General features: G+C 56.0%; 23 protein-coding genes and 1 other annotated feature (1 of these 24 only partly in view). Of the genes, 8 read left to right on the forward strand and 15 right to left on the reverse strand.

Features of this window, described 5'->3' with window-relative positions:
* Positions 1–10 precede the first annotated feature (10 nt).
* A complete protein-coding gene (gene chbG, locus ABLU86_RS04680) occupies positions 11–769 on the forward strand; it encodes a chitin disaccharide deacetylase (RefSeq protein ID WP_116289335.1) in 759 nt (252 codons plus the stop codon).
* Positions 770–809: 40 nt separating this feature from the next.
* Here the strand turns inward: chbG and katE are convergent, their stop codons facing one another.
* Positions 810–3,068 carry a catalase HPII gene (gene katE, locus ABLU86_RS04685; RefSeq protein WP_348795961.1) on the reverse strand — a complete coding sequence of 753 codons (2,259 nt, stop codon included), beginning with the start codon at positions 3,066–3,068 and terminating at the stop codon, positions 810–812.
* A 172-nt stretch (positions 3,069–3,240) separates the two neighbouring features.
* Between katE and cedA the strand changes: the two genes are divergently transcribed.
* Positions 3,241–3,513, forward strand: coding sequence for a cell division activator CedA (gene cedA / locus ABLU86_RS04690; RefSeq protein WP_071609828.1), 273 nt, complete (start codon positions 3,241–3,243; stop codon positions 3,511–3,513).
* Positions 3,514–3,572: 59 nt separating this feature from the next.
* Here the strand turns inward: cedA and ABLU86_RS04695 are convergent, their stop codons facing one another.
* The 3 genes from ABLU86_RS04695 to hxpB form a co-directional block, all read right to left on the reverse strand.
* Positions 3,573–4,964 (reverse strand): L-cystine transporter, encoded by a 1,392-nt coding sequence (locus ABLU86_RS04695; protein WP_015366191.1) that lies wholly within the window; start codon positions 4,962–4,964, stop codon positions 3,573–3,575.
* Positions 4,965–5,097: 133 nt separating this feature from the next.
* Entirely contained in the window at positions 5,098–5,688 is a 591-nt protein-coding gene (locus tag ABLU86_RS04700) for a metal-dependent hydrolase (RefSeq protein WP_015366192.1), read from the reverse strand.
* Between the two features lie 127 nt (positions 5,689–5,815).
* Positions 5,816–6,484 carry a hexitol phosphatase HxpB gene (gene hxpB, locus ABLU86_RS04705; protein ID WP_046883187.1) on the reverse strand — a complete coding sequence of 223 codons (669 nt, stop codon included), beginning with the start codon at positions 6,482–6,484 and terminating at the stop codon, positions 5,816–5,818.
* 151 nt (positions 6,485–6,635) lie between these two features.
* Here hxpB and ABLU86_RS04710 point away from each other — a divergent pair, with 151 nt between their 5' ends.
* Positions 6,636–7,172: a YniB family protein gene (locus tag ABLU86_RS04710; protein WP_015705757.1), complete on the forward strand. Its 537-nt coding sequence runs from the start codon at positions 6,636–6,638 to the stop codon at positions 7,170–7,172.
* A 33-nt stretch (positions 7,173–7,205) separates the two neighbouring features.
* On the opposite strand, the gene yciA is transcribed toward ABLU86_RS04710, so the two are convergent.
* The 4 genes from yciA to ABLU86_RS04730 all read right to left on the reverse strand — a co-directional run bounded on the left by yciA (position 7,206) and on the right by ABLU86_RS04730 (position 9,555).
* The gene (gene yciA / locus ABLU86_RS04715) at positions 7,206–7,604 is read right to left on the reverse strand and encodes an acyl-CoA thioester hydrolase YciA (protein ID WP_015705756.1); all 399 of its coding nucleotides are present in this window, start codon (positions 7,602–7,604) and stop codon (positions 7,206–7,208) included.
* Between the two features lie 175 nt (positions 7,605–7,779).
* Positions 7,780–8,319, reverse strand: coding sequence for a septation protein A (locus ABLU86_RS04720; protein ID WP_015366196.1), 540 nt, complete (start codon positions 8,317–8,319; stop codon positions 7,780–7,782).
* 51 nt (positions 8,320–8,370) lie between these two features.
* Complete coding sequence (locus tag ABLU86_RS04725; RefSeq protein ID WP_015366197.1) at positions 8,371–9,114, reverse strand: YciC family protein; 744 nt, start codon at positions 9,112–9,114, stop codon at positions 8,371–8,373.
* A gap of 27 nt (positions 9,115–9,141) precedes the next feature.
* Positions 9,142–9,555: a YkgJ family cysteine cluster protein gene (locus tag ABLU86_RS04730; protein WP_015366198.1), complete on the reverse strand. Its 414-nt coding sequence runs from the start codon at positions 9,553–9,555 to the stop codon at positions 9,142–9,144.
* 269 nt (positions 9,556–9,824) lie between these two features.
* Between ABLU86_RS04730 and ompW the strand changes: the two genes are divergently transcribed.
* Complete coding sequence (ompW, locus tag ABLU86_RS04735) at positions 9,825–10,463, forward strand: outer membrane protein OmpW (RefSeq protein WP_032706228.1); 639 nt, start codon at positions 9,825–9,827, stop codon at positions 10,461–10,463.
* A 41-nt stretch (positions 10,464–10,504) separates the two neighbouring features.
* Here ompW and ABLU86_RS04740 read toward each other — a convergent pair whose 3' ends face one another.
* Positions 10,505–11,440 carry a LysR family transcriptional regulator gene (locus ABLU86_RS04740; RefSeq protein ID WP_063410682.1) on the reverse strand — a complete coding sequence of 312 codons (936 nt, stop codon included), beginning with the start codon at positions 11,438–11,440 and terminating at the stop codon, positions 10,505–10,507.
* Between the two features lie 137 nt (positions 11,441–11,577).
* On the opposite strand from ABLU86_RS04740, the gene ABLU86_RS04745 reads away from it, so the two are divergent.
* The 3 genes from ABLU86_RS04745 to ABLU86_RS04755 are packed head-to-tail and all read left to right on the forward strand — an operon-like array spanning position 11,578 to position 13,377.
* Positions 11,578–11,841, forward strand: a complete 264-nt coding sequence (locus ABLU86_RS04745) for a hypothetical protein (RefSeq protein ID WP_348795962.1) — start codon at positions 11,578–11,580, stop codon at positions 11,839–11,841.
* Positions 11,842–11,880: 39 nt separating this feature from the next.
* Positions 11,881–12,231 (forward strand): DUF3302 domain-containing protein, encoded by a 351-nt coding sequence (locus ABLU86_RS04750; RefSeq protein ID WP_063410683.1) that lies wholly within the window; start codon positions 11,881–11,883, stop codon positions 12,229–12,231.
* A 9-nt stretch (positions 12,232–12,240) separates the two neighbouring features.
* Complete coding sequence (locus ABLU86_RS04755; protein WP_020078567.1) at positions 12,241–13,377, forward strand: HlyD family secretion protein; 1,137 nt, start codon at positions 12,241–12,243, stop codon at positions 13,375–13,377.
* A gap of 175 nt (positions 13,378–13,552) precedes the next feature.
* Here the strand turns inward: ABLU86_RS04755 and ABLU86_RS04760 are convergent, their stop codons facing one another.
* A complete protein-coding gene (locus tag ABLU86_RS04760; protein ID WP_142689122.1) occupies positions 13,553–14,500 on the reverse strand; it encodes a zinc-binding alcohol dehydrogenase family protein in 948 nt (315 codons plus the stop codon).
* A gap of 75 nt (positions 14,501–14,575) precedes the next feature.
* Between ABLU86_RS04760 and ABLU86_RS04765 the strand changes: the two genes are divergently transcribed.
* Positions 14,576–15,031 (forward strand): MarR family winged helix-turn-helix transcriptional regulator, encoded by a 456-nt coding sequence (locus tag ABLU86_RS04765; protein ID WP_348795963.1) that lies wholly within the window; start codon positions 14,576–14,578, stop codon positions 15,029–15,031.
* A gap of 30 nt (positions 15,032–15,061) precedes the next feature.
* Here the strand turns inward: ABLU86_RS04765 and trpA are convergent, their stop codons facing one another.
* The 5 genes from trpA to ABLU86_RS04790 are packed head-to-tail and all read right to left on the reverse strand — an operon-like array spanning position 15,062 to position 21,598.
* Entirely contained in the window at positions 15,062–15,871 is an 810-nt protein-coding gene (gene trpA, locus ABLU86_RS04770) for a tryptophan synthase subunit alpha (RefSeq protein ID WP_047048428.1), read from the reverse strand.
* Positions 15,871–17,064 (reverse strand): tryptophan synthase subunit beta, encoded by a 1,194-nt coding sequence (trpB, locus tag ABLU86_RS04775; protein WP_015366207.1) that lies wholly within the window; start codon positions 17,062–17,064, stop codon positions 15,871–15,873. The genes trpA and trpB overlap by 1 nt, the downstream gene beginning before the upstream one ends.
* A gap of 14 nt (positions 17,065–17,078) precedes the next feature.
* Positions 17,079–18,437 carry a bifunctional indole-3-glycerol-phosphate synthase TrpC/phosphoribosylanthranilate isomerase TrpF gene (trpCF, locus tag ABLU86_RS04780; RefSeq protein WP_047041332.1) on the reverse strand — a complete coding sequence of 453 codons (1,359 nt, stop codon included), beginning with the start codon at positions 18,435–18,437 and terminating at the stop codon, positions 17,079–17,081.
* A 3-nt stretch (positions 18,438–18,440) separates the two neighbouring features.
* Positions 18,441–20,036, reverse strand: coding sequence for a bifunctional anthranilate synthase glutamate amidotransferase component TrpG/anthranilate phosphoribosyltransferase TrpD (gene trpD / locus ABLU86_RS04785; protein WP_015366209.1), 1,596 nt, complete (start codon positions 20,034–20,036; stop codon positions 18,441–18,443).
* A complete protein-coding gene (locus tag ABLU86_RS04790; RefSeq protein WP_348795964.1) occupies positions 20,036–21,598 on the reverse strand; it encodes an anthranilate synthase component 1 in 1,563 nt (520 codons plus the stop codon). Before ABLU86_RS04790 ends, trpD begins: the two co-directional genes overlap by 1 nt.
* 35 nt (positions 21,599–21,633) lie before the next feature.
* Positions 21,634–21,677, reverse strand: a sequence feature (Trp leader region); it runs 52 nt beyond the window's last position.

Consider the following 21,677-nt stretch of genomic DNA (forward strand, 5'->3'; position numbering starts at 1 on the left):
GGAGCGGCCGATGGAACGCGTATTGATCGTTAACGCCGATGATTATGGCCTGAGCAAAGGGCAGAATTACGGCATTATCGAAGCCTGCAAGAATGGACTGGTGACATCGACTACGGCGTTGGTCAACGGCGCGGCTATCGGCCACGCCGCCCAATTAAGCCGTAGCCTGCCTGAGCTGGCGGTAGGCATGCACTTTGTGTTGACGCTGGGCGAGCCATTATCGGCGATGCCGGGGTTAACCCGCGACGGGCGGTTGGGCAAATGGATTTGGCAGATGGCGGAAGAGGACAGCCTGCCGTTGGATGAGATCGCCCACGAACTGGAGTGTCAGTACCGGCGTTTTATCGAACTGTTTGGTTGCGAACCAACGCATATCGACAGCCACCACCATGTGCATATGATCGCGCAGATCTATCCCATTGTCGCCGCCTTTGTGCGCGAAAAGGGCGTCGCTTTGCGTATCGATCGTCAGGTGGCGGCGCTGAATGGCCTCGACCAGGATGCGGCGCGCAGTAGCGATGGCTTCAGCAGCGAATTTTATGGTGAAGCGGTTTCACAAGCGCTGTTCCTGCAGACGCTGGATGCGTCGATTGAACGGCAGGAAAACTCGCTGGAAGTGATGTGTCATCCGGCATTTGTCGATAACACCATTATGTGCAGCGCTTACTGCTATCCGCGGCTGACCGAACTGGACGTGCTGACGTCCGGCGAACTGAAGTACGCTATTGCGGAACGTGGCTACCGGCTCGGAAACTATCGCGACGTATAAAGAGAGGAAAGCCCGGCAGCCATAACTGCCGGGCTTTTTGTTACGCGGGTATGGCCGCAACTTTACTGCTTCTTGACCAGACGCGATGCGCGGCCAGTAGCGTCAGCAGTTTATCGACGCTAAGCGTGTTAATCGCGTCGCATTCGGTAACCCCTTCTTCACCCGTAGCGGGCACCTGTAGCAGCGAACTAAACTGCCGCGCATCGCCCGCCAGTAAAATGGGCTTCAGATGCTTATAGGCTTCCAGCAGATAGTAGCGGGCATCGCCGTTATCGCTGATGCTGCTCAGATCGCCGCCGGGAACGATAACCGCATCAACCGTCAACGACGGCGAGCCAGCGAAGGTTCCGGCGATCGGTAGCATCGATCCATCATCGGCGCTGACTTCGCCCATACGCGAATAGAGCAGTTTGCTGTGAACGCCTCTGGCCTGTAGCGCCTGTAGCAGGTTGAGTACATCCTGCGCGCAGGTCTTCTCGTTGAGTAATACCGCGACAATTCGTCCTTTTACGTCGCCATCGCCATCGGCGTAAAGGCTGAGGGTCGGGTCTTTCTCCACGCCGTTAACCGGCGCAGGCGGCGCTATATTCCGCTGCTCATCGCTGAGTTCGATACCGAGATTGTTGGCTACCGCTTCCGCCAGCCCGATATCAATATGCTCCAGATGATCGACCACCCGCTCGCGGATCCAGACTCTGACCACTTTGCTCAGCTCAAAACTAAAGCCGCCGATAATGTGCTGCTGCTCAATCGGCGTCTGGCTGAGCCAGAACAGGCGAGGCTGGGCGTAGTACTCGCCGAAGGAGGGGCTACGGTTACGGATTTTCTCGCCATCAACGCGTTCCGCCAGCGATTCAAAGCCGCCGCGTTTCGGCGCCGGCGGCGTTTCACGAGGCCAGTTATCGTTGATAGAGTTGGGTTCATAGTTTGCCGGATTGGTATCAATCTCCATTCGGTGCATGCCGTCACGCTGGAAATTATGATACGGGCAGGTAGGGCGGTTAATCGGAATTTCGTGGAAATTTGGCCCACCGAGGCGGCTAATTTGCGTATCGGTATAGGAGAAGAGTCGCCCTTGTAACAGCGGATCGTTACTAAAATCGATACCCGGCACAATATGACCCGGATGGAATGCCGCCTGTTCGTTCTCAGCGAAGAAGTTGTCGGGGTTACGGTTAAGCACCATTTTGCCGACTCGTTGAACGGGCACCAGCGCTTCCGGAATGAGCTTGGTCGGATCCAGCAGATCGAAGTCAAAATTGAACTCGTTTTCCTCCGGAATTAACTGCAGGCCGAGCTCGAATTCCGGATAATCGCCAGCCTCGATGGCTTCCCACAGATCGCGGCGATGGAAGTCCGGATCGCGGCCTGTTAATTTCTGCGCCTCATCCCATACCAGTGATGCTTTACCGGCCACCGGCTTCCAGTGGAAGCGCACAAAGGTAGCCTTCCCTTCGGCGTTAATCAGGCGGAAGGTATGAATACCGAAACCTTCCATCGTGCGATAGCTGCGCGGCAGGCCGCGGTCGGACATCGCCCACATGACGTTATGCAGCGTTTCCGGCTGTAGCGAAACATAATCCCAGAAGGTGTCATGGGCGCTTTGTCCCTGCGGGATTGCCCAGTGCGGTTCGGGTTTCACCGCATGAACAAAGTCGGGAAATTTAATCGCATCCTGGATAAAGAAAATTGGCGTGTTGTTGCCCACCAGGTCGAAAATGCCCTCTTCGGTATAGAATTTGGTGGCGAAGCCGCGGATATCGCGCACGGTATCGGCTGAACCCGCGCCGCCCTGAACGGTAGAGAAGCGGACAAAAACGGGGGTGATTTTTTCCGGCGCGGACAGAAAATCGGCTTTGGTAATTTCTTTCAGGCTTTTGTAAGGCTGGAAATAGCCGTGTGCGGCGGAACCGCGAGCATGAACGATACGCTCGGGAATGCGTTCATGGTCAAAGTGGGTAATTTTCTCACGCAGGATAAAATCTTCCAGCAACGTTGGTCCGCGGTTGCCGGCGCGCAACGAATTTTGATCGTCGGCGATGCGTACCCCCTGATTGGTGGTCAGCGGGAAGTTTTCACCACCTTTACGCTGCGGCTCGAGGGTATCTAATTTAATGCTGTGGGTATCCGGCGCTTTCAGGCTACCCGGCGCCGTCGGCTCTTCCCCGGGGGCGGTTGGCTGGGGGGTAGGGCGCCACTCACGGTCTTCTGGCGCCAGTGAATCGAGGCCCGGTTTTGCTTCGTCGCTATCGTGTACCGGAGCCTGTCGGCTGTGTGGGTCGTGGTGTTTTTCTGACATCTGCTCGTCTCCTGCTTTCATTGCTAAAAGTGGTCGTTGCTAAACCAAAACCCTTCTAACTATAGAACATTGTGCTGAGGATGCTGCTCAGGTAGGAATAGAGTTATCCTAAAATGCGCATTGGCCCATGGGGGGCGACGAAAAGGGAGGCGATCGGTTATGATAGGGGTTTATGTTCCCGCTTTGCTTAGTGAATCCATCTGTTATGAAATCATTGCGCCAACAAAATCGCCCTATCATTAGCTACGTGCCGCGCGTCGAGCCTGCGCCGCCGGATCATGCCGTTAAAATGGACCATTTTCGCGATGTCTGGATATTGCGGGGCAAATATGTCGCCTTTGTACTGATGGGCGAGCGTTTCCGCCGTTCACCGGCGTTCACCGTGCCGGAATCGGCGCAGCGTTGGGCTAATCAGATACGCCAGGAAGGTGAATTAGAGGCCTGACCTCGTGGGTAAAATAAAAAAGCCGCTGAAATTCAGCGGCTTTTTTGTGGCTGTTAACGTTAGCGATGCGCCAGTTCGGCGTCTTCTTCGCTATCGAGGATGGCTTTATCCGTCTGGCGCAGCCACTGACTGGTCAGCGTGCCGGCGGTCATTGAACCGTTAACGTTGAGGGCGGTACGGCCCATATCAATCAGCGGCTCGACGGAAATCAACAGTGCGACCAGCGTGACCGGCAGACCCATCGCCGGCAGCACGATCAAGGCCGCGAAGGTGGCGCCGCCGCCAACGCCGGCTACGCCCGCGGAGCTCACGGTGACGATACCCACGAGGGTGGCAATCCACATTGGATCCAGCGGGTTGATGCCAACGGTTGGCGCGACCATTACCGCCAGCATTGCCGGATAGATACCGGCGCAGCCGTTCTGGCCAATCGTCGCGCCGAATGAGGCGGAGAAGCTGGCAATGGATTCCGGTACGCCCAGACGGCGCGTCTGCGCTTCCACGTTCAGCGGAATAGAAGCCGCGCTGGAACGGCTGGTGAAGGCGAAGGTAATCACCGGCCAGACTTTACGGAAATACTTCAGCGGACTGACGCCATTGACGGCTAACAGCAGACCGTGCACCACAAACATGATGCCCAGCGCGATGTAAGAAGCCACTACGAAACCGCCGAGCTTGATGATGTCGTGCAGGTTGGAACCGGCAACCACTTTGGTCATCAGCGCCAGCACGCCGTACGGAGTTAACTGCATCACCAGACGCACCAGCTTCATCACCCAGCCCTGCAGCGTGTCGATGGCGGTCAGGACGCGTTGGCCTTTCTCCACATCGTCTTTCAGCAGCTTCAGCGCCGCGACGCCAAGGAACGCCGAGAAGATAACGATACTGATGATCGAGGTCGGGTTTGCGCCGGTCAGATCGGCAAACGGGTTTTTCGGCACAAACGACAGGATCAGCTGCGGAACGCTCAGATCTGATACTTTACCGACATAGTTGCTCTGGATGGCGTTCAGACGGGCGGTTTCCGCGCTGCCCTGTACCAGGCCTTCAGCGGTGAGGCCAAACAGGTTGGTCACCAGTACGCCGACCAGCGCGGCGATAAGGGTGGTGAACAACAGCGTACCGATGCTCAGGAAACTGATTTTACCCAGCTGTGAGGCATTGTGCAGGCGCGCCACCGCGCTCAGAATAGAGGCGAAGACCAGCGGCATAACGATCATCTGCAGCAGTTGCACATAGCCGTTACCGACGATATTGAACCACTGAATAGAATCTTTCAGAACCTGGCTGTCGGAGCCGTAAACCAGCTGCAGGCCGAGACCAAAGATAACGCCGATAACGAGACCGACCAGTACTTTTTTAGCGAGGCTCCACTGTTTGTGGCGGGTTTGAGCCAGCGCAAACAGTAAAACCGCGAACACGACAACGTTCGCTATTAATGGAAAATTCATCCCCGTTCTCCTGATATCTTGTTACCTGGGTTGGTCTGAAACCAACTCTTATGGCGCCAAGAGTAGCAGAAGGCCTTATTGCTTTCTTATACTCAAATGGAATGGGTTATAACCAAAAAATCATTTAGCGTATTTATCGTTCAGCCTGATGGCTAATAAAGCGATTAAAGGTTATTTGCAGCGAATTAATCATATTTGATGACCAGCGCACGGCGCTATTTTCGGCCATGCTTTGCGGCATCCAGACGGCGTAAATGAACAGCGCCATGCACAGCGCGCGTTCTAATTGATTGCCTTTGCGCGGCGCGAGGATCGGTAGGCGGAACCGCCAGCGGCAGGGCCACAACAGCGGTACGCCGGCCGGGGTGAGCATATCGGCGAGTATATGACTGAGGTAGCCGAGCACTAAACCCTGCAGCGCATCGGCCGGGATAATCCAGCTATCAGGCACTTTAAGATAGAACAGCGCCAGCGCGCCGAATACCGCCAGCAGGCTGTGGGTAAAACCGCGATGGCCGAAGGCGCGGGCTACCGGTTTTGAGACCCAGCTTAAACGCTGCCCGAGGAAAGATTTCGGATGATCGATATCGGGCAGCAGGCAGGTCAGCACGGCGGAAGGAACGATATGCCACCAGTCCCCCTGCGCCAGCACGGGGGTTAATTCTGCATTTTTTGCAAATACCGCACAGGCGATAGAAAAGAAGAGGTGGCCTTCCGCCGTCATGATAAAAACCCTAAACTGTCAATTCATACAGTATAGGGTTTTTATACAGTATACGGAAGAGGTGACGGTGTAACTCTTTGTCACAAGGTTGACACATTTTGACGACGCCAATGTCAGCGCACGCCGCTTAGCCGCGCAGATCTGATACCGTCAGCTGCTGCAGAGACGTCAGTTTCACATCGGCCAGTACAAAACGCGGATCGCGGCTGTTTTCTGCTTCCGGAACCACAATTGAGCGCATTCGCGCCGCTTTGCTGGCGATCATGCCGTTAACAGAATCCTCCAGCGCCACGCAAGACATCGGCGCGATGCCAAGCTTAGCGGCGCAATCGAGATAGACCTGGGGGTGCGGTTTGCTGTATGGCAGATGTTCGGCGGAAGCCAGCGCGTCAAACTGGTCGCGTAGTTCAAACATTTCCAGCACTTTTTCCAGCATATGCAGCGGCGACGCCGAAGCGAGACCGATTTTTAGTCCCTGGGCTTTACACAGCGCCACGGCTTCACGCACGCCGGGCAGCAACGGCCGCGACTCCTCGACCAGTTGAATGGCGCGGCGGATAATGCTGGCGGTTACCTCTGCGCGGTCCGGGCCGCGCCAGGGCTGTTGCGCAAACCACAAATCGACCACCAGGTCGATGCGCAGCCCCAGCAGGTCCGGCAATTCATCACGGCGGCTAATATCCACTCCGAGGCTGTCCAGTACCTCCAGCTCTGCGCGGTCCCATAGCGGCTCTGAATCGATAAGCAGGCCATCCATATCGAAAATAGCGGCAAGAATCTGACGCTTCGCTGACATAAGTTCCTCTCCATTGGCGTAAGTAGATAACGAAATTGTCCATATGGTATATCATACCGCGCTGAAGCAGGCGAAATTCGCTGACGAAGATAGACTTATACCTGACTCTATGGCGGCATGGAGAGTCTGGCGTTTTAAACAAGGGGAACTCATGACGTATCAACAAGCTGGACGCATTGCGGTCATTAAACGCATTTTGGGATGGGTCATCTTCATTCCAGCCGTGCTGTCTACGCTGATTTCCGTACTGAAATTTATGTACGAGCATAGCGAAAAGAAACCGGGTATTGATGCGGTGATGATGGATTTCGCCCACCTGATGATTGAGATGGTGCGTTTTAATACGCCGTTCCTGAATTTCTTCTGGTACAACTCGCCGCTGCCGGAGTTCAAACATGCGTTGAACATCGGTTTCTGGATTATCTACGCGCTGGTGTTTGTTGGCATGGCGTTGCAGGCTTCCGGCGCGCGGATGGGCCGCCAGGCGAAGTTTCTACGCGAAGGGGTGGAAGATCAGTTGATTCTGGAACAGGCTAAAGGAGCGGAAGGCCTGTCTCGTGAACAGCTTGCCGAACGTATTGTCGTACCGCGTCATACCATCCTGAAGCAGTATTTTACGCTTTACGTGCTGCCGATTGTGGTGATTGTGATTGGCTATGTTTTCTTCTCACTGCTTGGCTTCCTGTAAATAGACAAACGGCCCGGGTAACCGGGCCATTTATCATTCGGCAGGCAGCGCTCGCGGCTTGCCTTCATTGTCTACCGCCACATAAATAAACAGGGCTTCCGTCGCCTTGTAACGCTGGCCCAGCGGTTCCGTCGATACTTTTTTCACCCATACCTCAATATTAATGGTGATTGAGGTGTTGCCGCGTTTTACGCAGCGGGCATAGCAGCACACGACATCGCCAACGGCGACCGGGCGTAAAAAAGTCATACCATCAACACGGACGGTCACAACGCGGCCGCGGGCAATCTCTTTGGCCATAATCGCGCCGCCGATATCCATCTGCGACATCAACCAGCCGCCAAAAATATCGCCGTTCGCGTTGGTATCCGCCGGCATGGCCAGGGTGCGTAAAACCAATTCGCCCTTCGGGGCGAGATCTGTTGTTGTCATTCTATACTCTGTACTAGTCAAAGAAGATCAGGCGCGATGCTACTATGAAAACGGCGCAGAGAGAATAGGGGAATACGCCCGTCGGTACGGTTAAAACGGGGTTTTGGCAAAGGTCGGGACGCAAGTTGATAAAAGAAGGCGGTACGCGCCGGCCAGCGCGTACCGTTGAGAGGGATTAGTGCTTATCGTCCTGCGGCATGTGGCGGTAGATATAGACGCCGCTCAACAGGGTAAAGACCAGGGTCAATGCCGTTAAACCGAAGACTTTGAAGTTGACCCAGATATTTTGCGGCAGCCAGAACGCGATGTAGATATTGGCCAGCCCGCAGAGAATAAAGAACAGCGCCCAGGCCAGATTCAGCCGTGACCACACCTGCTGCGGCAGCGTCAGCTCTTTGCCAAGCATGCGTTGGATAAGCGGTTTTTTCATTACCCACTGGCTGAACAGCAGGGCGCCAGCAAACAGGGCGTAGATGACGGTCACTTTCCACTTAATGAATTCATCGTTGTGGAAGAAGATAGTCAGACCGCCGAAGACGGCGACCAGCACAAAAGTGATCAGCGCCATCTTTTCAACTTTACGATAGCGCACCCAGCTATAAATGAGGACCACCGCGGTGGCGACGATCAGCGCGGTGGTTGCGGCGTAGATATCGTAAATCTTATAAAAAGCGAAGAAGACTACGAGCGGTAAAAAATCGAGAAACTGCTTCATACATCAATTCCGTCGTTCAGGAAGGACCGGAATACCCGGCCCAGATTAAAGTTAGTTGCGAATAAGCATATACAAGCGGAACAAATAGATCAGCAACAGCGCAGAGAACAGATTGCTGATGGTATTAATGACCACGGCGGCGACGTTTGGCGACAGCGTTGCGAAGCTTGAAGCAAGCAGCAGCAGCGCCGTTTTTGCCAGCAGCCAGCCCAGTACCGCTGGCGCCACCAGACGCATATTAGCCCACGCCAGACGCATACTGCCGCGCATTGCGCTAAAGATGCCGATTTTATCCTGCACCAGCATCACCGGCGCGAACGCCAGGACAATCGCCAGCAGCACGCCCGGCACCAGCACCAGCATCATCCCCATCTGTACCACGAAGGTGGTGAACAGGATAAGCAGCAACAATTTCGGCAGAACCGGCGCCGCGGCGCCGATCGCCCGCAGCGCGCTGACGCGATGCCCGGCGGAGATCAACTGGATCAGCAACAGTACGCCGCCGACGAGGATGGCATTCCCCACCAGGCCGGAGAAGGTTGAGGCTGCCGACGCGCGCAGCAAGATCTGCTGCTGTTCCGGCGTCATGTTCTGCACCAGCTCAAACAAGCCGGCGCTGCCCGCCAGGTTATCGCCTTCGCTGAGGATCGATAACTGCTCGTCACTGGGCGAAAAGGCATGGCCAATGACTACCGTGATGAACGCGCATAACAACGCAATCAGCAGAATAGTAACGAACTGATTACGAAAAAAATTCCCCGTGTCACGGTAGACGGACTTCGCCGTGATAGACATGCATTCTCCTTGAGTCTTGCAGGTGTTTTAACTAGCCGGGGATTGTACCGCAAAACGTGGTTGGGTAGCAGTCTCTGCCGCTGTCACGGTAAGTATATCTTTGTAAAGAGTTCCCAGCGGCGGCAGGCCGTAGCGGGCACGGGCGCGATCGCACGCTTCGTTGAGTTCGCCGCCTTCGCCTGACATAGCAAACTCGCGGCAGGGGGAAGGCCGCTGATGATAGATGGTGCAGTGCACCGATTCGCCGATTTCGCCGCTTAAGGCTGTGCAGCGGCTTTGCCGCTGATTGGTGCCGCTCATGCAGCGCAGAAAAGGGGTAAGGGGTTCGGTGAGCTGCGTAGGTACCACGCCGCCGGCGTCGTCGGCTTCAGCCCAATAGAAGGAGACTCGAAAATACGCACAACAGGCACCGCACGTCATGCACGGGTTGATTTCACTCATAATTACACCTGAAAAAAACGCATCAACACAAATTGTCGGCAATTAAATTAGCTATCCGCACGATCGGCGACAAGAGGGGGACGCAAAAATTTTTCTCACGGGTAAAAATTGATGTAAGGACAAATCAGAACGTTACTGAGTGCTGCAAAAATTAATCTGGATCAATAAATGTTAAATCTAATGGCCTGGTGTGATCTAAAACAGATCAAAACTAACTCATTGTAGGTATATTTGCTGCCGCTGATAAAAACCATAATGGGGACATGGATATGAAGAAAATTGCAGCGGCGGCATTGATCTTAGGTACGCTTTCTGGTGGTAGCGCCTGGGCGCATGAAGCGGGGGAGTTTTTTATTCGCGCGGGTTCGGCGACGGTTCGCCCGACTGAAGGTTCTGACAACGTACTGGGTAGCCTCGGCGGTTTTAACGTCAGTAATAACACCCAGTTAGGTTTAACCTTTACCTATATGGCGACCGACAATATCGGTATCGAACTGCTGGCGGCAACGCCGTTCCGCCACAAGGTCGGTACCGGGCCGACGGGCACCATCGCTACCGTACACCAGTTACCGCCGACGCTGATGGCGCAGTGGTACTTTGGCGATGCGCAAAGCAAAGTGCGCCCGTATGTCGGCGCCGGTATTAACTATACAACCTTCTTTAACAATGATTTCAACGATACCGGTAAGGACGCCGGGCTTTCCGACCTGAGCCTGAAGGATTCATGGGGCGCGGCAGGACAGGTTGGCCTGGATTATCTGATTGACCGCAATTGGCTGCTGAACATGTCGGTCTGGTACATGGATATCGACACCGATGTGAAATTTAAAGCTAACGGCGTTAACCAGAAAGTCAGTACCCGTCTGGATCCGTGGGTGTTTATGTTCTCCGCGGGCTATCGATTCTAATGGTTTAAAAAACTGGCCGTTCGCGGCCAGTTTTATCCTCTTCAGACCAGCCGATGGGCGTGCAGTTTGGCGCTTTCCATAATGCTATCCATAATCACCTGCACGCGATGCGGCAACACGCCTCGCTGACGATAAATCAACCACGCCTGCATATTCACGCCGCGTTCCCGTGGCAGACAGGGCCGTAACGTACCGGCCTCTAATTCTGCGGCAACGGAGTAAAAAGGGGCATAAACGATGCCCAGCCCCTGTTTGGCAAGCTCAATGGCCGGCAAAATGTTATCGCATACGCTGGAACCGTTGATCTCTACCTGAATACTCTCACCCGCGGCGTTATAGCAATGCCAACTGTTGCGGATCCCGCCCAGCGTACGCAAAGTGATGCAGCGGTGCTGCGCAAGCTCGTCAAGATCGTGCAGGGGCGACTGCGCAATATAATCCGCGCAGGCAAACAGCCCCATGCGAAAACGGGTGAGAGGCCTTGCGATCAGGCTTTCGTCCTGCGGTTGGAAAAAGCTAATCAGTAGGTCGCAATCGCTATCGAAAAGCGTCCCGTGTTTCTGTTCGCGCTCGTCGGGATTGCGGGTGAGAATATTGACGGTTAATTCCGGCGCCGAACGTAGCACCGGCGGCAAAAGGTATCGGGCAAGGAAAGCCTGAATGCCGATCGGCGCGCCGAGCGTCACCATGCCGTTGAGGCTGCGTTTCCAGGTACCGGACATATCCAGCAGATCATTATGCTTATCCAGCAGAATGTCCGCCCGGCGCAGGAACTGCTCTCCAAATTCGCTCAGGATTAACGCCCGTGGATGGCGGATAAAGATCTCCAGCCCCAGGCGCCGTTCCAGCGCATTCAGCGCCCGCGACACATTCGACTGCGGCATGTCCAGTAGTTGGGCGGCTTTGCTCACGCTTGCCGTTTCGGCAATCACGCGGACGATGCGGAGTTCGTCAATGCGCAGGTCTTTTTCTTTCACAAGGTAGGTTCTTTTGGTTTGCTATATCAAAAATGATATACATCTTTGCCGTCATTGTCATATGACTTCTGGTCAGTAGCTGAGTATTATTTGCGTGGATTATTTATTACAGCCGAAGAATACAGAGAAATAATTCGATGAAAATAACAACAATGGCTGCGTTATCTGCAATGTTGCTGCTGGCGGCGTGCGCTTCCAGCAAAACCGAAAAAGAAAAAAAGATTGAATATGACGATATTATCAGAGGGCTATCGGTTTCAGGGGAAGAGATTTTATACCGGAAAGATAAAAGTACTGATTTTTACCGTTATCAATATTTGGTCTATCAGTCGGCAAACTATCATTCGTGGCTGAGTCCCGAGATTAAACCGAGTGGCGCGCCTAATTATAAAACAGCGTAATCAGTACTGTTTTACCGTTTCTTATTACCAGGTGTTATTATGTTTCTTAACTATTTCGCCTTAGGCGTGTTAGTTGCCGTGTTTTTAATTTTATTTTACGGCATTATTATTATTCATGATATTCCCTATTTATTGGCCAAGAAACGCCAGCATCCTCACCAGGATGCGATCCATGTCGCCGGCTGGGTGAGCCTGTTCACCCTACATGCGATTTGGCCGCTGTTGTGGATCTGGGCGACGCTGTATCGCCCCGAGCGCGGGTGGGGAATGGCGCATAAAGGCGAAGATAATGCCGAAATGCATCAGCGAATCAGGCAACTTGAAAGCGAGCTCAAGCGTCTGCAGGAACAACAAATAACTGTTACGACAAACTCGTCAAATAAACGCTGAGGCCAATGTATGGATTTACTCATTATTCTTAGCTATGTGGCGTTGGCCTATGGCGTATTTAAAATTTTCCGTATCCCGGTAAATAAATGGACGGTACCGACGGCGGTCCTTGGTGGGGTGTTTATTGTCGGCGCGCTAATTCTGACCATGAATTATAATCACCCGTACACCGACCGGGCGCAAAAAATAGCTCTGTCGATCCCGATTGTGCCGCAGGTGTCGGGGGCCATCGTAGAAGTTACCGATAAAACGAATGTGTTATTACGCAAAGGCGAGGTACTGTTTCGTCTTGATGATAGCCGCTATCGCGCGCGACTGAATAAACTGGAGGCGGATCTCAGTGCCGCCGAAGCGGATATCAGAACCCGGAAAGCGGCATTAAGTGAATCCGCCGCTAACGTCCAGCGGATGACGGCGGAATATGAACGTGCCCGTCAGGATTATCAACGCTATGCGAAAGGCGCGGCCATGCCGGTTAACCCTTTTTCTGAGCAGGACGTGAATCACGCCGAGCAGCAATATCAAGCGCAATCTGCGGCCCTGCGGGCGGCTAAAGCCCAGTATCAACAGGAGTTCGAAAGACTTTCGGCGCGTTTCAATGGCGAGGATGCGCAAATCGCCAGCCTGAAATCGCAGATTGCCGAGGCGCGTTATGACCTTGAACAGACGGTATTCCGCGCGCCCAGCGATGGTTATGTCACTCAGGTGCTGGCGCGTCCGGGAACCACGGCAGTTCGTCTGCCGTTCAAACCGGTGATGATTTTTATTCCGCAGCAGAAACGCCAGGTGGTGGCGGTATTTCGCCAGAACGCCATCCTGCGCCTGGAGCAGGGGGACGAGGCAGAGGTGGTGTTTAATGGCTTACCGGGGCAGGTGTATGCCGGCAAGGTCACAAAGGTACTGCCAACCATTCCCGACGGTAGTTACCAGGCGAGCGGCGCATTACAGGGTTTAAGCGCCACGCCCGGTCGGGAAGGGGTTTATGTGATGATTGACCTGGCGGCGAGCCGCGATCTTGCCCATTTACCTGATGGGGTCAGTGCCCAGGCGGCGGTGTATACCGACCATTTTGCCCACGTGTCGGTGATGCGTAAGGTGCTGTTACGGATGACCAGCTGGTTGCATTATCTGTATCTCGACCACTAAAAGCTGAAGTTGAGTCAAAAAAAAGCCCGCGATAAACGCGGGCAAAAATACTGGAAGCAATGTGAGCAATGTCGTACCGAATACCTGAGTTGTTCACTCAACTATTCGGTAATGAGAAAGATAATATTTCTCATTTAAGATATCAACCCCAGAGTTTGTGCGGAGGTGCATTTTTTTAATCAAGAGTGAAAACCGTGCGTTTCTGACTATTATCACGCGGCCATGCCGTAGCGACATCGCGGAGCGGCAGCGGCGTGGTGGCGATGGTAAACTGACCGGGAACCGCCGCCTGCAGCATCTCCCCGGTTGCCGCCAGCAGTTGCGGCATGGTCAGGCTGCCGATGCCGCTGCCCATGAGCTGTAGCGGCGCGGCGCGCAACACGGCGCCATTTAACGCGATATCCGCCCCGGCAAGGGAACCCACCTGCACATAACGCACCGGCTTATCGCCGGGGGTATATTTCGCCAGCATGGGCAGCAGCAACTCTGCGCTGCGTCCCCACAAATAATCCACGATCGCATCAACTTGCCCGGCGCTGGCGGCGGCGAATTGTGCGCTAAGCGTCTGCTCATCGGCGGTTAAATCAATACACTCATCGGCTGCGAGGGCGGCCAGCGCTTGCGCATTGCGCCCGGTGGCAATGATTTTTTTCGCACCGAGGTGGCGGGCAATCTGCACCGCCAGCTGCCCGGCGCTGCCGGTGGCGCCGTTAATCAGTACCGTTTCGCCGGCCTGAAACTGCGCCCGCTTTACAAGCGCAGCCCAGGCAGACATGCCCGGATTGGCCATGGCCGCGGCGCTGATATCGTCAAGTTCATCCGGCAGCGGCAGGCAATTCTGCATTGCGACCGGCGCGCGTTGCGCCATACTGCCGAACGGGGCGCTGGGGAAAGCAAAATAGACGCGCTGGCCGTCAGGGGTCATACCGACGCCATCGATACCGACGACAAACGGCAGAGTGCCGTCAAAACTATAATGATGTCCTGATGCCCGGCCCTTTACCACGTGGCTAATGGCGGCGGCGCGAACGTCGATCAGCGTGTGTCCGACGGCGGGCTGCGGTTCGCTAAAATCGGCCCATACCGGGCCTTCGCTTAGATCAAATACCACGGCGGCTTTCATAACATTATCTCCTGATGATAATTATGTGTAATATGCACATATTCTTCAGGAGCACTATACGCGGTTAACTAATATATGCAATATGCACATAATAATTACGACATCACCGACTTTCACGGCGCGCTGCTGGATATCATTAGCGTGATGAATCAACCTCTGCGCGATGAGCAGATATTGCAGGCGGCAGGGGTGCAGCTTGAACAGATACTATTTCCGCTACTGGTGGCGGTAGGGCGCTATGGCCCGGTGGGGGTAGTTGAGCTGGCGGATCATTTAGGCCGCGATTACACCACCGTCAGTCGTCAGGTGAAAAAGCTGGAGGCTCAGGGGCTTGCCTGCAAGCAGGCCAATGCCAAAGACCGGCGGATTAGCGAGGTGACGCTCAGCGAAAAGGGGCAGCGGATGATCGACGCTATTGCCGTTGCGCGGCGGCGGTTAATGAATCAGGTGCTGGCTGGATGGTCAGAAGATGAGGTGCTGGCGCTGTTTCGCTTAACGCGAAAATATGCCAACAGCCTGCAGCGGAAATAGCCGCCCGGCGTGAGGCCGGGCGACAAAGGGTCAGGCGGTTTTGGTCGCCGCTTTCAGGCTCTGCACGAAGGTTTTTAGCTCTGCGAGCATGTTTTGCGGCTGCTCAAGGTTGCGCTCGATAATCTTGACGATGGCCGAGCCGGATATTGCCCCGGCGGCGCCGGCGTCAATGGCGGCGGAAACCTGCTCCGGCGCCGAGATGCCAAAGCCCTGCAGCGGCGGCGCGGCGTTATATTCCGCCAATTTTTCAATCAGATGATGCAGCGGCAGCGCGGCGCGGTTTTCCGCGCCTGTCACGCCAGCGCGCGATAGCAGGTAGGTATAGCCGCGGCCATAGGAGGCAATCTGGCGCAGTAAATCGTCATCGGCATTTGGCGGGCAGATGAAAATCGGCGCAATGTTATGGCGCAGCGCTGCCTGACGGAACGGGGCGGACTCTTCGACCGGCACGTCGGCGACCAGCACGGAATCCACGCCGACACGCGCGCATTCGGCGTAGAACTCATCAATCCCCGGGCTGAACACCAGGTTCGCGTACATCAAAAGGCCGATTGGGATTGTCGGATGCTTGTGACGGATTGCCGCCAGCATTTCGAAGCACTGCGCCGGGGTGACGCCGGCGGCAAAAGCGCGCAATGTGGCGCCCTGAATCGTCGGGCCGTCGGCCAGCGGGTCGGAGAAGGGGATCCCCAGTTCCAGCGCATCGGCGCCGGCTTCAATCAGCGCATCGATGATTTTCAGCGACTGCTCCGGCCCCGGATCGCCAAGGGTGACGAAGGGAACAAAGGCGCCTTCCTGGCGGTTTTTTAACTGTGCAAATAGCGTCTCGTAACGTTCCATCAGATTTCCCCTCGCGCTTTCAAAATGTCGTGTACGGTGAAGATGTCTTTATCGCCGCGGCCAGACAGGTTAACCACCAGCAGCTGCTCTTTATCCGGATTCTCGCGCATCATCTTCAGCGCGTGCGCCAGAGCGTGCGACGACTCCAGCGCCGGAATAATGCCTTCATGGCGGGAGAGCGCTTTAAAGGCATCCAGCGCTTCGTTGTCGGTAATTGACACATACTCGGCGCGCCCGGTGCTGTTAAGGAACGCATGCTGCGGACCCACTGACGGGAAATCCAGCCCGGCGGAGATAGAATAAGATTCTTCGATCTGCCCGTCGGAAGTTTGCATCATCGGCGACTTCATGCCGAAGTAAATGCCGACGCGACCGTGCTTCAGCGGTGCGCCGTGCTCGCCGGTTTCGATACCGTGGCCGGCAGGCTCGACGCCAATCAGGCCAACGCGGGATTCATCAATGAAATCAGCGAACATGCCGATGGCGTTAGAACCACCGCCAACGCAGGCGATCACCGCGTCCGGCAGGCGTCCTTCTTTCTCAAGGATCTGCGCTTTGGTTTCTTCGCCGATCATGCGCTGGAATTCACGCACGATAGTCGGGAATGGATGCGGGCCAGCGGCAGTGCCGAGCATATAGTGCGCCTTCTCGTAGCTGCCGGACCAGTCGCGCAGCGCTTCGTTACAGGCATCTTTCAGGGTGGCGGAACCGCTGTGCACTGGAATGACCTCCGCACCCATCAGGCGCATGCGGAAGACGTTCGGCGACTGGCGCTCGACGTCTTTGGCGCCCATATAGATGCGGCATTTCAGACCGAGCAGGGCGCTGGCCAGCGCCGAGGCGACGCCGTGTTGGCCGGCGCCGGTTTCGGCGATAATTTCCGTTTTGCCCATACGTTTGGCGAGTAGCGCCTGGCCCAGCACCTGGTTGGTTTTGTGCGCGCCGCCGTGGAGCAGATCTTCACGCTTGAGGTACAGCGTGGTGCGGGTGCCTTCGGTCAGATTGCGGCATTTGGTCAGCGCCGTCGGACGACCCGCGTAGTTTTTCAGCAGGTCGGTGAATTCAGCCTGAAATTCAGGATCTTTTTGCGCGCTGACGAAAGCTTCTTCCAGCTGGCGCAGGGCGGGCATCAGGATCTGCGGAACGTACATACCGCCGAATTCGCCGAAATACGGGTTCAGTAAAGTGCTCATTATTGCATTGCTCCTTAATATGCGCGCAGCGTCTGGAAAACGGCAGCCACCAGGCTTGCCTCTTTTATTCCCGGCTGCGACTCTACGCCTGAGTTGAAATCGAGTCCGGCACAGCCGCTTTTCGCGGCTTCTACGCAGTTATCGGCGCTAAGGCCGCCTGCCAGCATCACGTTACGCAGGTCCTGGCCCTGCAGCAGCGACCAGTCGAAACGTTGTCCGCTCCCGCCCTGACCGTTGTCAAAGACATATCTGGCCACATGGTTCAGGTTACGCGGCGGCAGCGTTTCGCCTACGCTCAGCGCCTTCCAGATTTGGATCTGCTCCGGCAGCGCCGCGCGCAGGGCATCAATCCAGGCCTGATCTTCGCTCCCATGAAGCTGTACCGCGGCGAGTTTCAATTTGGTCGCGCGGGTGACGACCTCTTCAATGGCTGCATCACGGAACACGCCAACGTAGCTAAGCGGCGCGGCGGCCATTACCGCCTGTGCCTGCTGGTCGTTAACGGCACGCGGCGAACTATCGACGAAAATCAGGCCGCCGTAGATGGCGCCCGCCTCCCAGGCGACTTGCGCATCCTGCGGACGAGTCAGGCCGCAGACCTTGTTCTCACCTAACAGCACGCGCTTCACCGCAGCGCTGAGGTCCGGTTGTTCCATCAGCGCCGAGCCAATCAGGAAGCCGTTGGCGAAGTGGCTAAGCTCGCGGACTTCGCCATAGGTATGGATTCCGGATTCGCTGATCACGGTGACATCCGGGCCGAGACGCGGCGCCAATTGCCGCGTGCGGTTCAGATCAATCGACATATCGCGCAGATCGCGGTTGTTAATGCCGACGACTTTGGCCTTCAGCGCAATCGCGCGCTCCAGCTCCTCTTCATTGCTGACCTCGGTCAGGACGCCCATATTGAGACTGTGGGCGACGGCGGCGAGCTGGCGATATTGATCGTCATCGAGCACCGAAAGCATCAACAGGCAGGCATCGGCCTGGTAGTAACGCGCGAGGTAAATCTGGTAAGGATCGATGGTGAAGTCTTTACACAGAATCGGCTGCGGCGCGACTTTGCTGACGATCGGCAGAAAATCAAAGCTGCCCTGAAAATATTTCTCATCGCACAGTACCGAAATTGCCGAGGCGTAGTGCTTATAAATCCCGGCGATGGTCGCCGGGTCGAAATCTTCCCGAATCAGTCCCTTCGACGGCGACGCCTTTTTGCACTCGAGAATAAAAGCGGTGCGGGCGCCGGCCAGCGCATCGTAAAAATGGCGTTCGGACGGCACGATGTCATTCTGAAAACTGGCTAACGGTTGTTGTTGTTTGCGGGCTTCTACCCAAATCGCTTTGTCGGCAACGATTTTTGCTAAAACGGTCTGCATTATTTACCCTCTTGCCGCTAATGCGGTCACTCTGTCATAGGCCGCTCCGCTGTGCAGCACATCCAGCACCTGCCGGGCGTTGGCTTTCAGGTCTTCATGCCCGTGTAAACGCATCAACATGGCGACGTTGGCGGCGACGGCGGCTTCATGAGCGGCTTCACCTTTACCTTGTAGCAAGCGCGTGAGAATGTCACGGTTTTCTTCCGGCGTGCCGCCGGCCAGTTGATCCTGATGATATGGCGTCAGGCCGAAGTCGGCGGCGGTCAGCTGATAGCTTTGGATTTCGCCGTTATTGAGTTCGGCGACCACGGTCGGCGCATGCAACGAGACTTCGTCCATGCCGCCGCTGTGTACCACGGCGGCACGTTGATAACCGAGTACGCGCAAGGTTTCTGCAATCGGCAACACCAGTTCCGGGCTGTAGACGCCAATCAACGCCAGCGGCGGGTGCGCCGGATTGATAAGCGGCCCCAACACGTTAAACAAGGTGCGCGTTTTCAACTGCTGGCGGACCGGCATCGCGTGGCGGAAACCGGTGTGGTATTTCGGCGCGAACAGGAAGCAGACGCCCAGTTCATCCAGCGCGGCGCGCGATTTATCGGCATTCATATCCAGGTTGATGCCAAACGCGGCCAGCAGATCGGACGAGCCAGATTTACTGGAGACGCTGCGGTTACCGTGTTTCGCCACCTTTAAACCGCAGGCGGCGGCGACAAAGGCGCTGGCGGTTGAGATATTGATACTGTTGCTGCCATCGCCGCCGGTACCGACGATATCGGCAAACTGATAATCCGGGCGCGGGAACGGCGCGGCGTTTTCCAGCAGCGCGGTAGCGGCGCCGGCAATTTCCTGTGGTTGTTCGCCGCGCACTTTCATGCTTACCAGCGCGGCGGCCAGCTGTTCCGGCTTCACTTCGCCGCGCACGACGGCGGAAAACAGCACGTGGCTCTCCTGCTGGCTCAGCGTCTCGGCCTGGTACAGTTTTTCCAGAATCGGCTGTACGACATTGGTCTGCTCCAGTTTCTGCAGCGCCCATGCCAGCGTTTGCTCCAGCAGTAGCGCTCCCTGGGTAGTCAGAATCGACTCCGGATGGAACTGGAAGCCGCAGACGCGATCGGCGTCGTGGCGAACCGCCATCACCATACCGTTGAAATTGGCGTTGATGGTGAGCCCGGCCGGAATATTGCTGCCGACAAGAGAATGGTAGCGGGCCACCGGCAGCGGGTTGGCGAGACCGGCGAACATCGCCTGGCCGTCATGCTCAATGCTTGACGCTTTGCCGTGAAGGATTTCTCCCGCCTGGCCGACATAGCCGCCGTAGGCTTCCACGATGGCCTGGTGGCCGAGGCAGATACCGATAATCGGTAACTTGCCGCGCAGGCGGGTCAGCAGCTCGGGCATGCAGCCGGCTTCGCTTGGGGTTCCCGGCCCCGGAGAGAGCATCAGCACCGGATTATCCATGGTGCCGATACGTTCAATCAGCGATTGCGCCGGTACGGTATTACGATAAATAACCACGTTGTGGCCGTTAGCCCGCAGCTGGTCGGCGAGGTTATAGGTAAAGGAGTCGATATTATCGAGCAGCAGGATGTCGGCCATTAGAAAGTCTCCTTCGCGTGGTGGGCCTGAGCAATGGCGCGCAGCACGGCGCGAGCTTTATTACGGGTTTCATCCGCCTCGGATTGCGGAACGGAATCGAGCACGATACCGGCGCCCGCCTGCACGGTGGCAATGCCATCCTCAACGTAGGCTGAGCGGATCACGATGCAGGTATCGAGGTCGCCATGGGCGGTAAAGTAGCCGACCGCGCCGCCGTAGCTACCGCGACGCTTGCCTTCCGCGGCGGCGATTAGCTGCATGGCGCGAACTTTCGGCGCGCCGCTAAGGGTGCCCATATTCATGCAGGCGCGGTAGGCGTGCAGGACATCAAGGTCGCGGCGCAGTTCGCCGACCACGCGGGAAACCAGATGCATCACAAAAGAGTAGCGATCGACTTTGGTCAAATCCGCTACGTAGCGGCTACCCGGGGTACAGATGCGGGCCAGATCGTTACGGGCCAGGTCAACCAGCATCAGATGTTCAGAAAGCTCTTTGTGGTCGGTACGCATCTCCAGCTCAATACGGCTATCGAGATCGCGATCCAGTGAACCATCGGCGCGGCGGCCGCGAGAACGGGTGCCGGCAATGGGGTAGATCTCAATCTGGCGGCTGACGGCGTCGTATTTCAACGAGCTTTCCGGCGATGCGCCAAACAGGGTGAAATCGTTATCCTGCATAAAGAACATATACGGGCTGGGATTGCTCTTTTTCAGCACATCGTACGAGGCCAGCGGCGACGGGCAGGGAAGTGAGAAACGGCGCGACGGCACGACCTGGAAAATTTCGCCCGCGCGAATGGCGCGCTGCATTTTGCGCACCACGGCGCCGTACTCTTCATCGCTCTGATCGACGTCGCAGCGCATTTCGGCAACCGTCGTTACCGGCAGCGGCGCGGGCGGTTCATTTAACTGCTGGCGAAGCTGGGCGATACGTTGCAGAAGACGCTGTTTCTCATTCTCCAGCGGCGTGAACAGGCTCGCCTGAATGCGGGTGCTTTTGGTCTGGTGATCGATAACCAGCAGCGTCTCCGCCAGGTAGAAACAGTAATCCGGGCAGGCGGTATCGGTATTGAGCGGGGGTAAATCCTCAAAACCGGCCACCAGGTCGTAAGCGAACAGGCCGCCAAAGAACATCGCTTCGCGCTCGGCCTGCGGGACGCTGACCAAATCCTGTAACAGACGAAACGCATCGAACACCGATAACGAGCACAGGCGAGCGTCTTCATCCAACAGGGCGCTAACCGGTGGGAAGGTGAGTACCCGGCTGTTCGGCTGGCGCAGATTCTCAATGCCGGACGGCAATGCGTTATCCAGCAGTTCAAGCAGCGCGGCGCCGTTCGCTGACAGCGCCTGAACAGTGACGGTATTGCCAAGAGCGGTAATGCGCAGGGCGCTATCGACCAGTAGCAGGCTTTTTAAATCGTCTTTACTATCGATGTCGGCCGATTCCAGCAGCAAGGTTGCCGGGCGCGCGCCGCATAATTGATGGAATAACGCCGTCGGGTTTTCGCGATAGATGGCGTCGCTGGTGAGAAGCTCGAGCGCTGGTTTTGATGTTTGCATTATCATTCTCGCCTGTTCTGTTCATTATTTTGTTCAAAAAAAAGCCCGCTCAGTGGCGGGCCCGGTATCTGTTTGCTGA

The sequence above is a fragment of the Klebsiella sp. JN_Kp121 genome, assembly GCF_040062145.1.
GTDB lineage: Bacteria > Pseudomonadota > Gammaproteobacteria > Enterobacterales > Enterobacteriaceae > Klebsiella > Klebsiella aerogenes.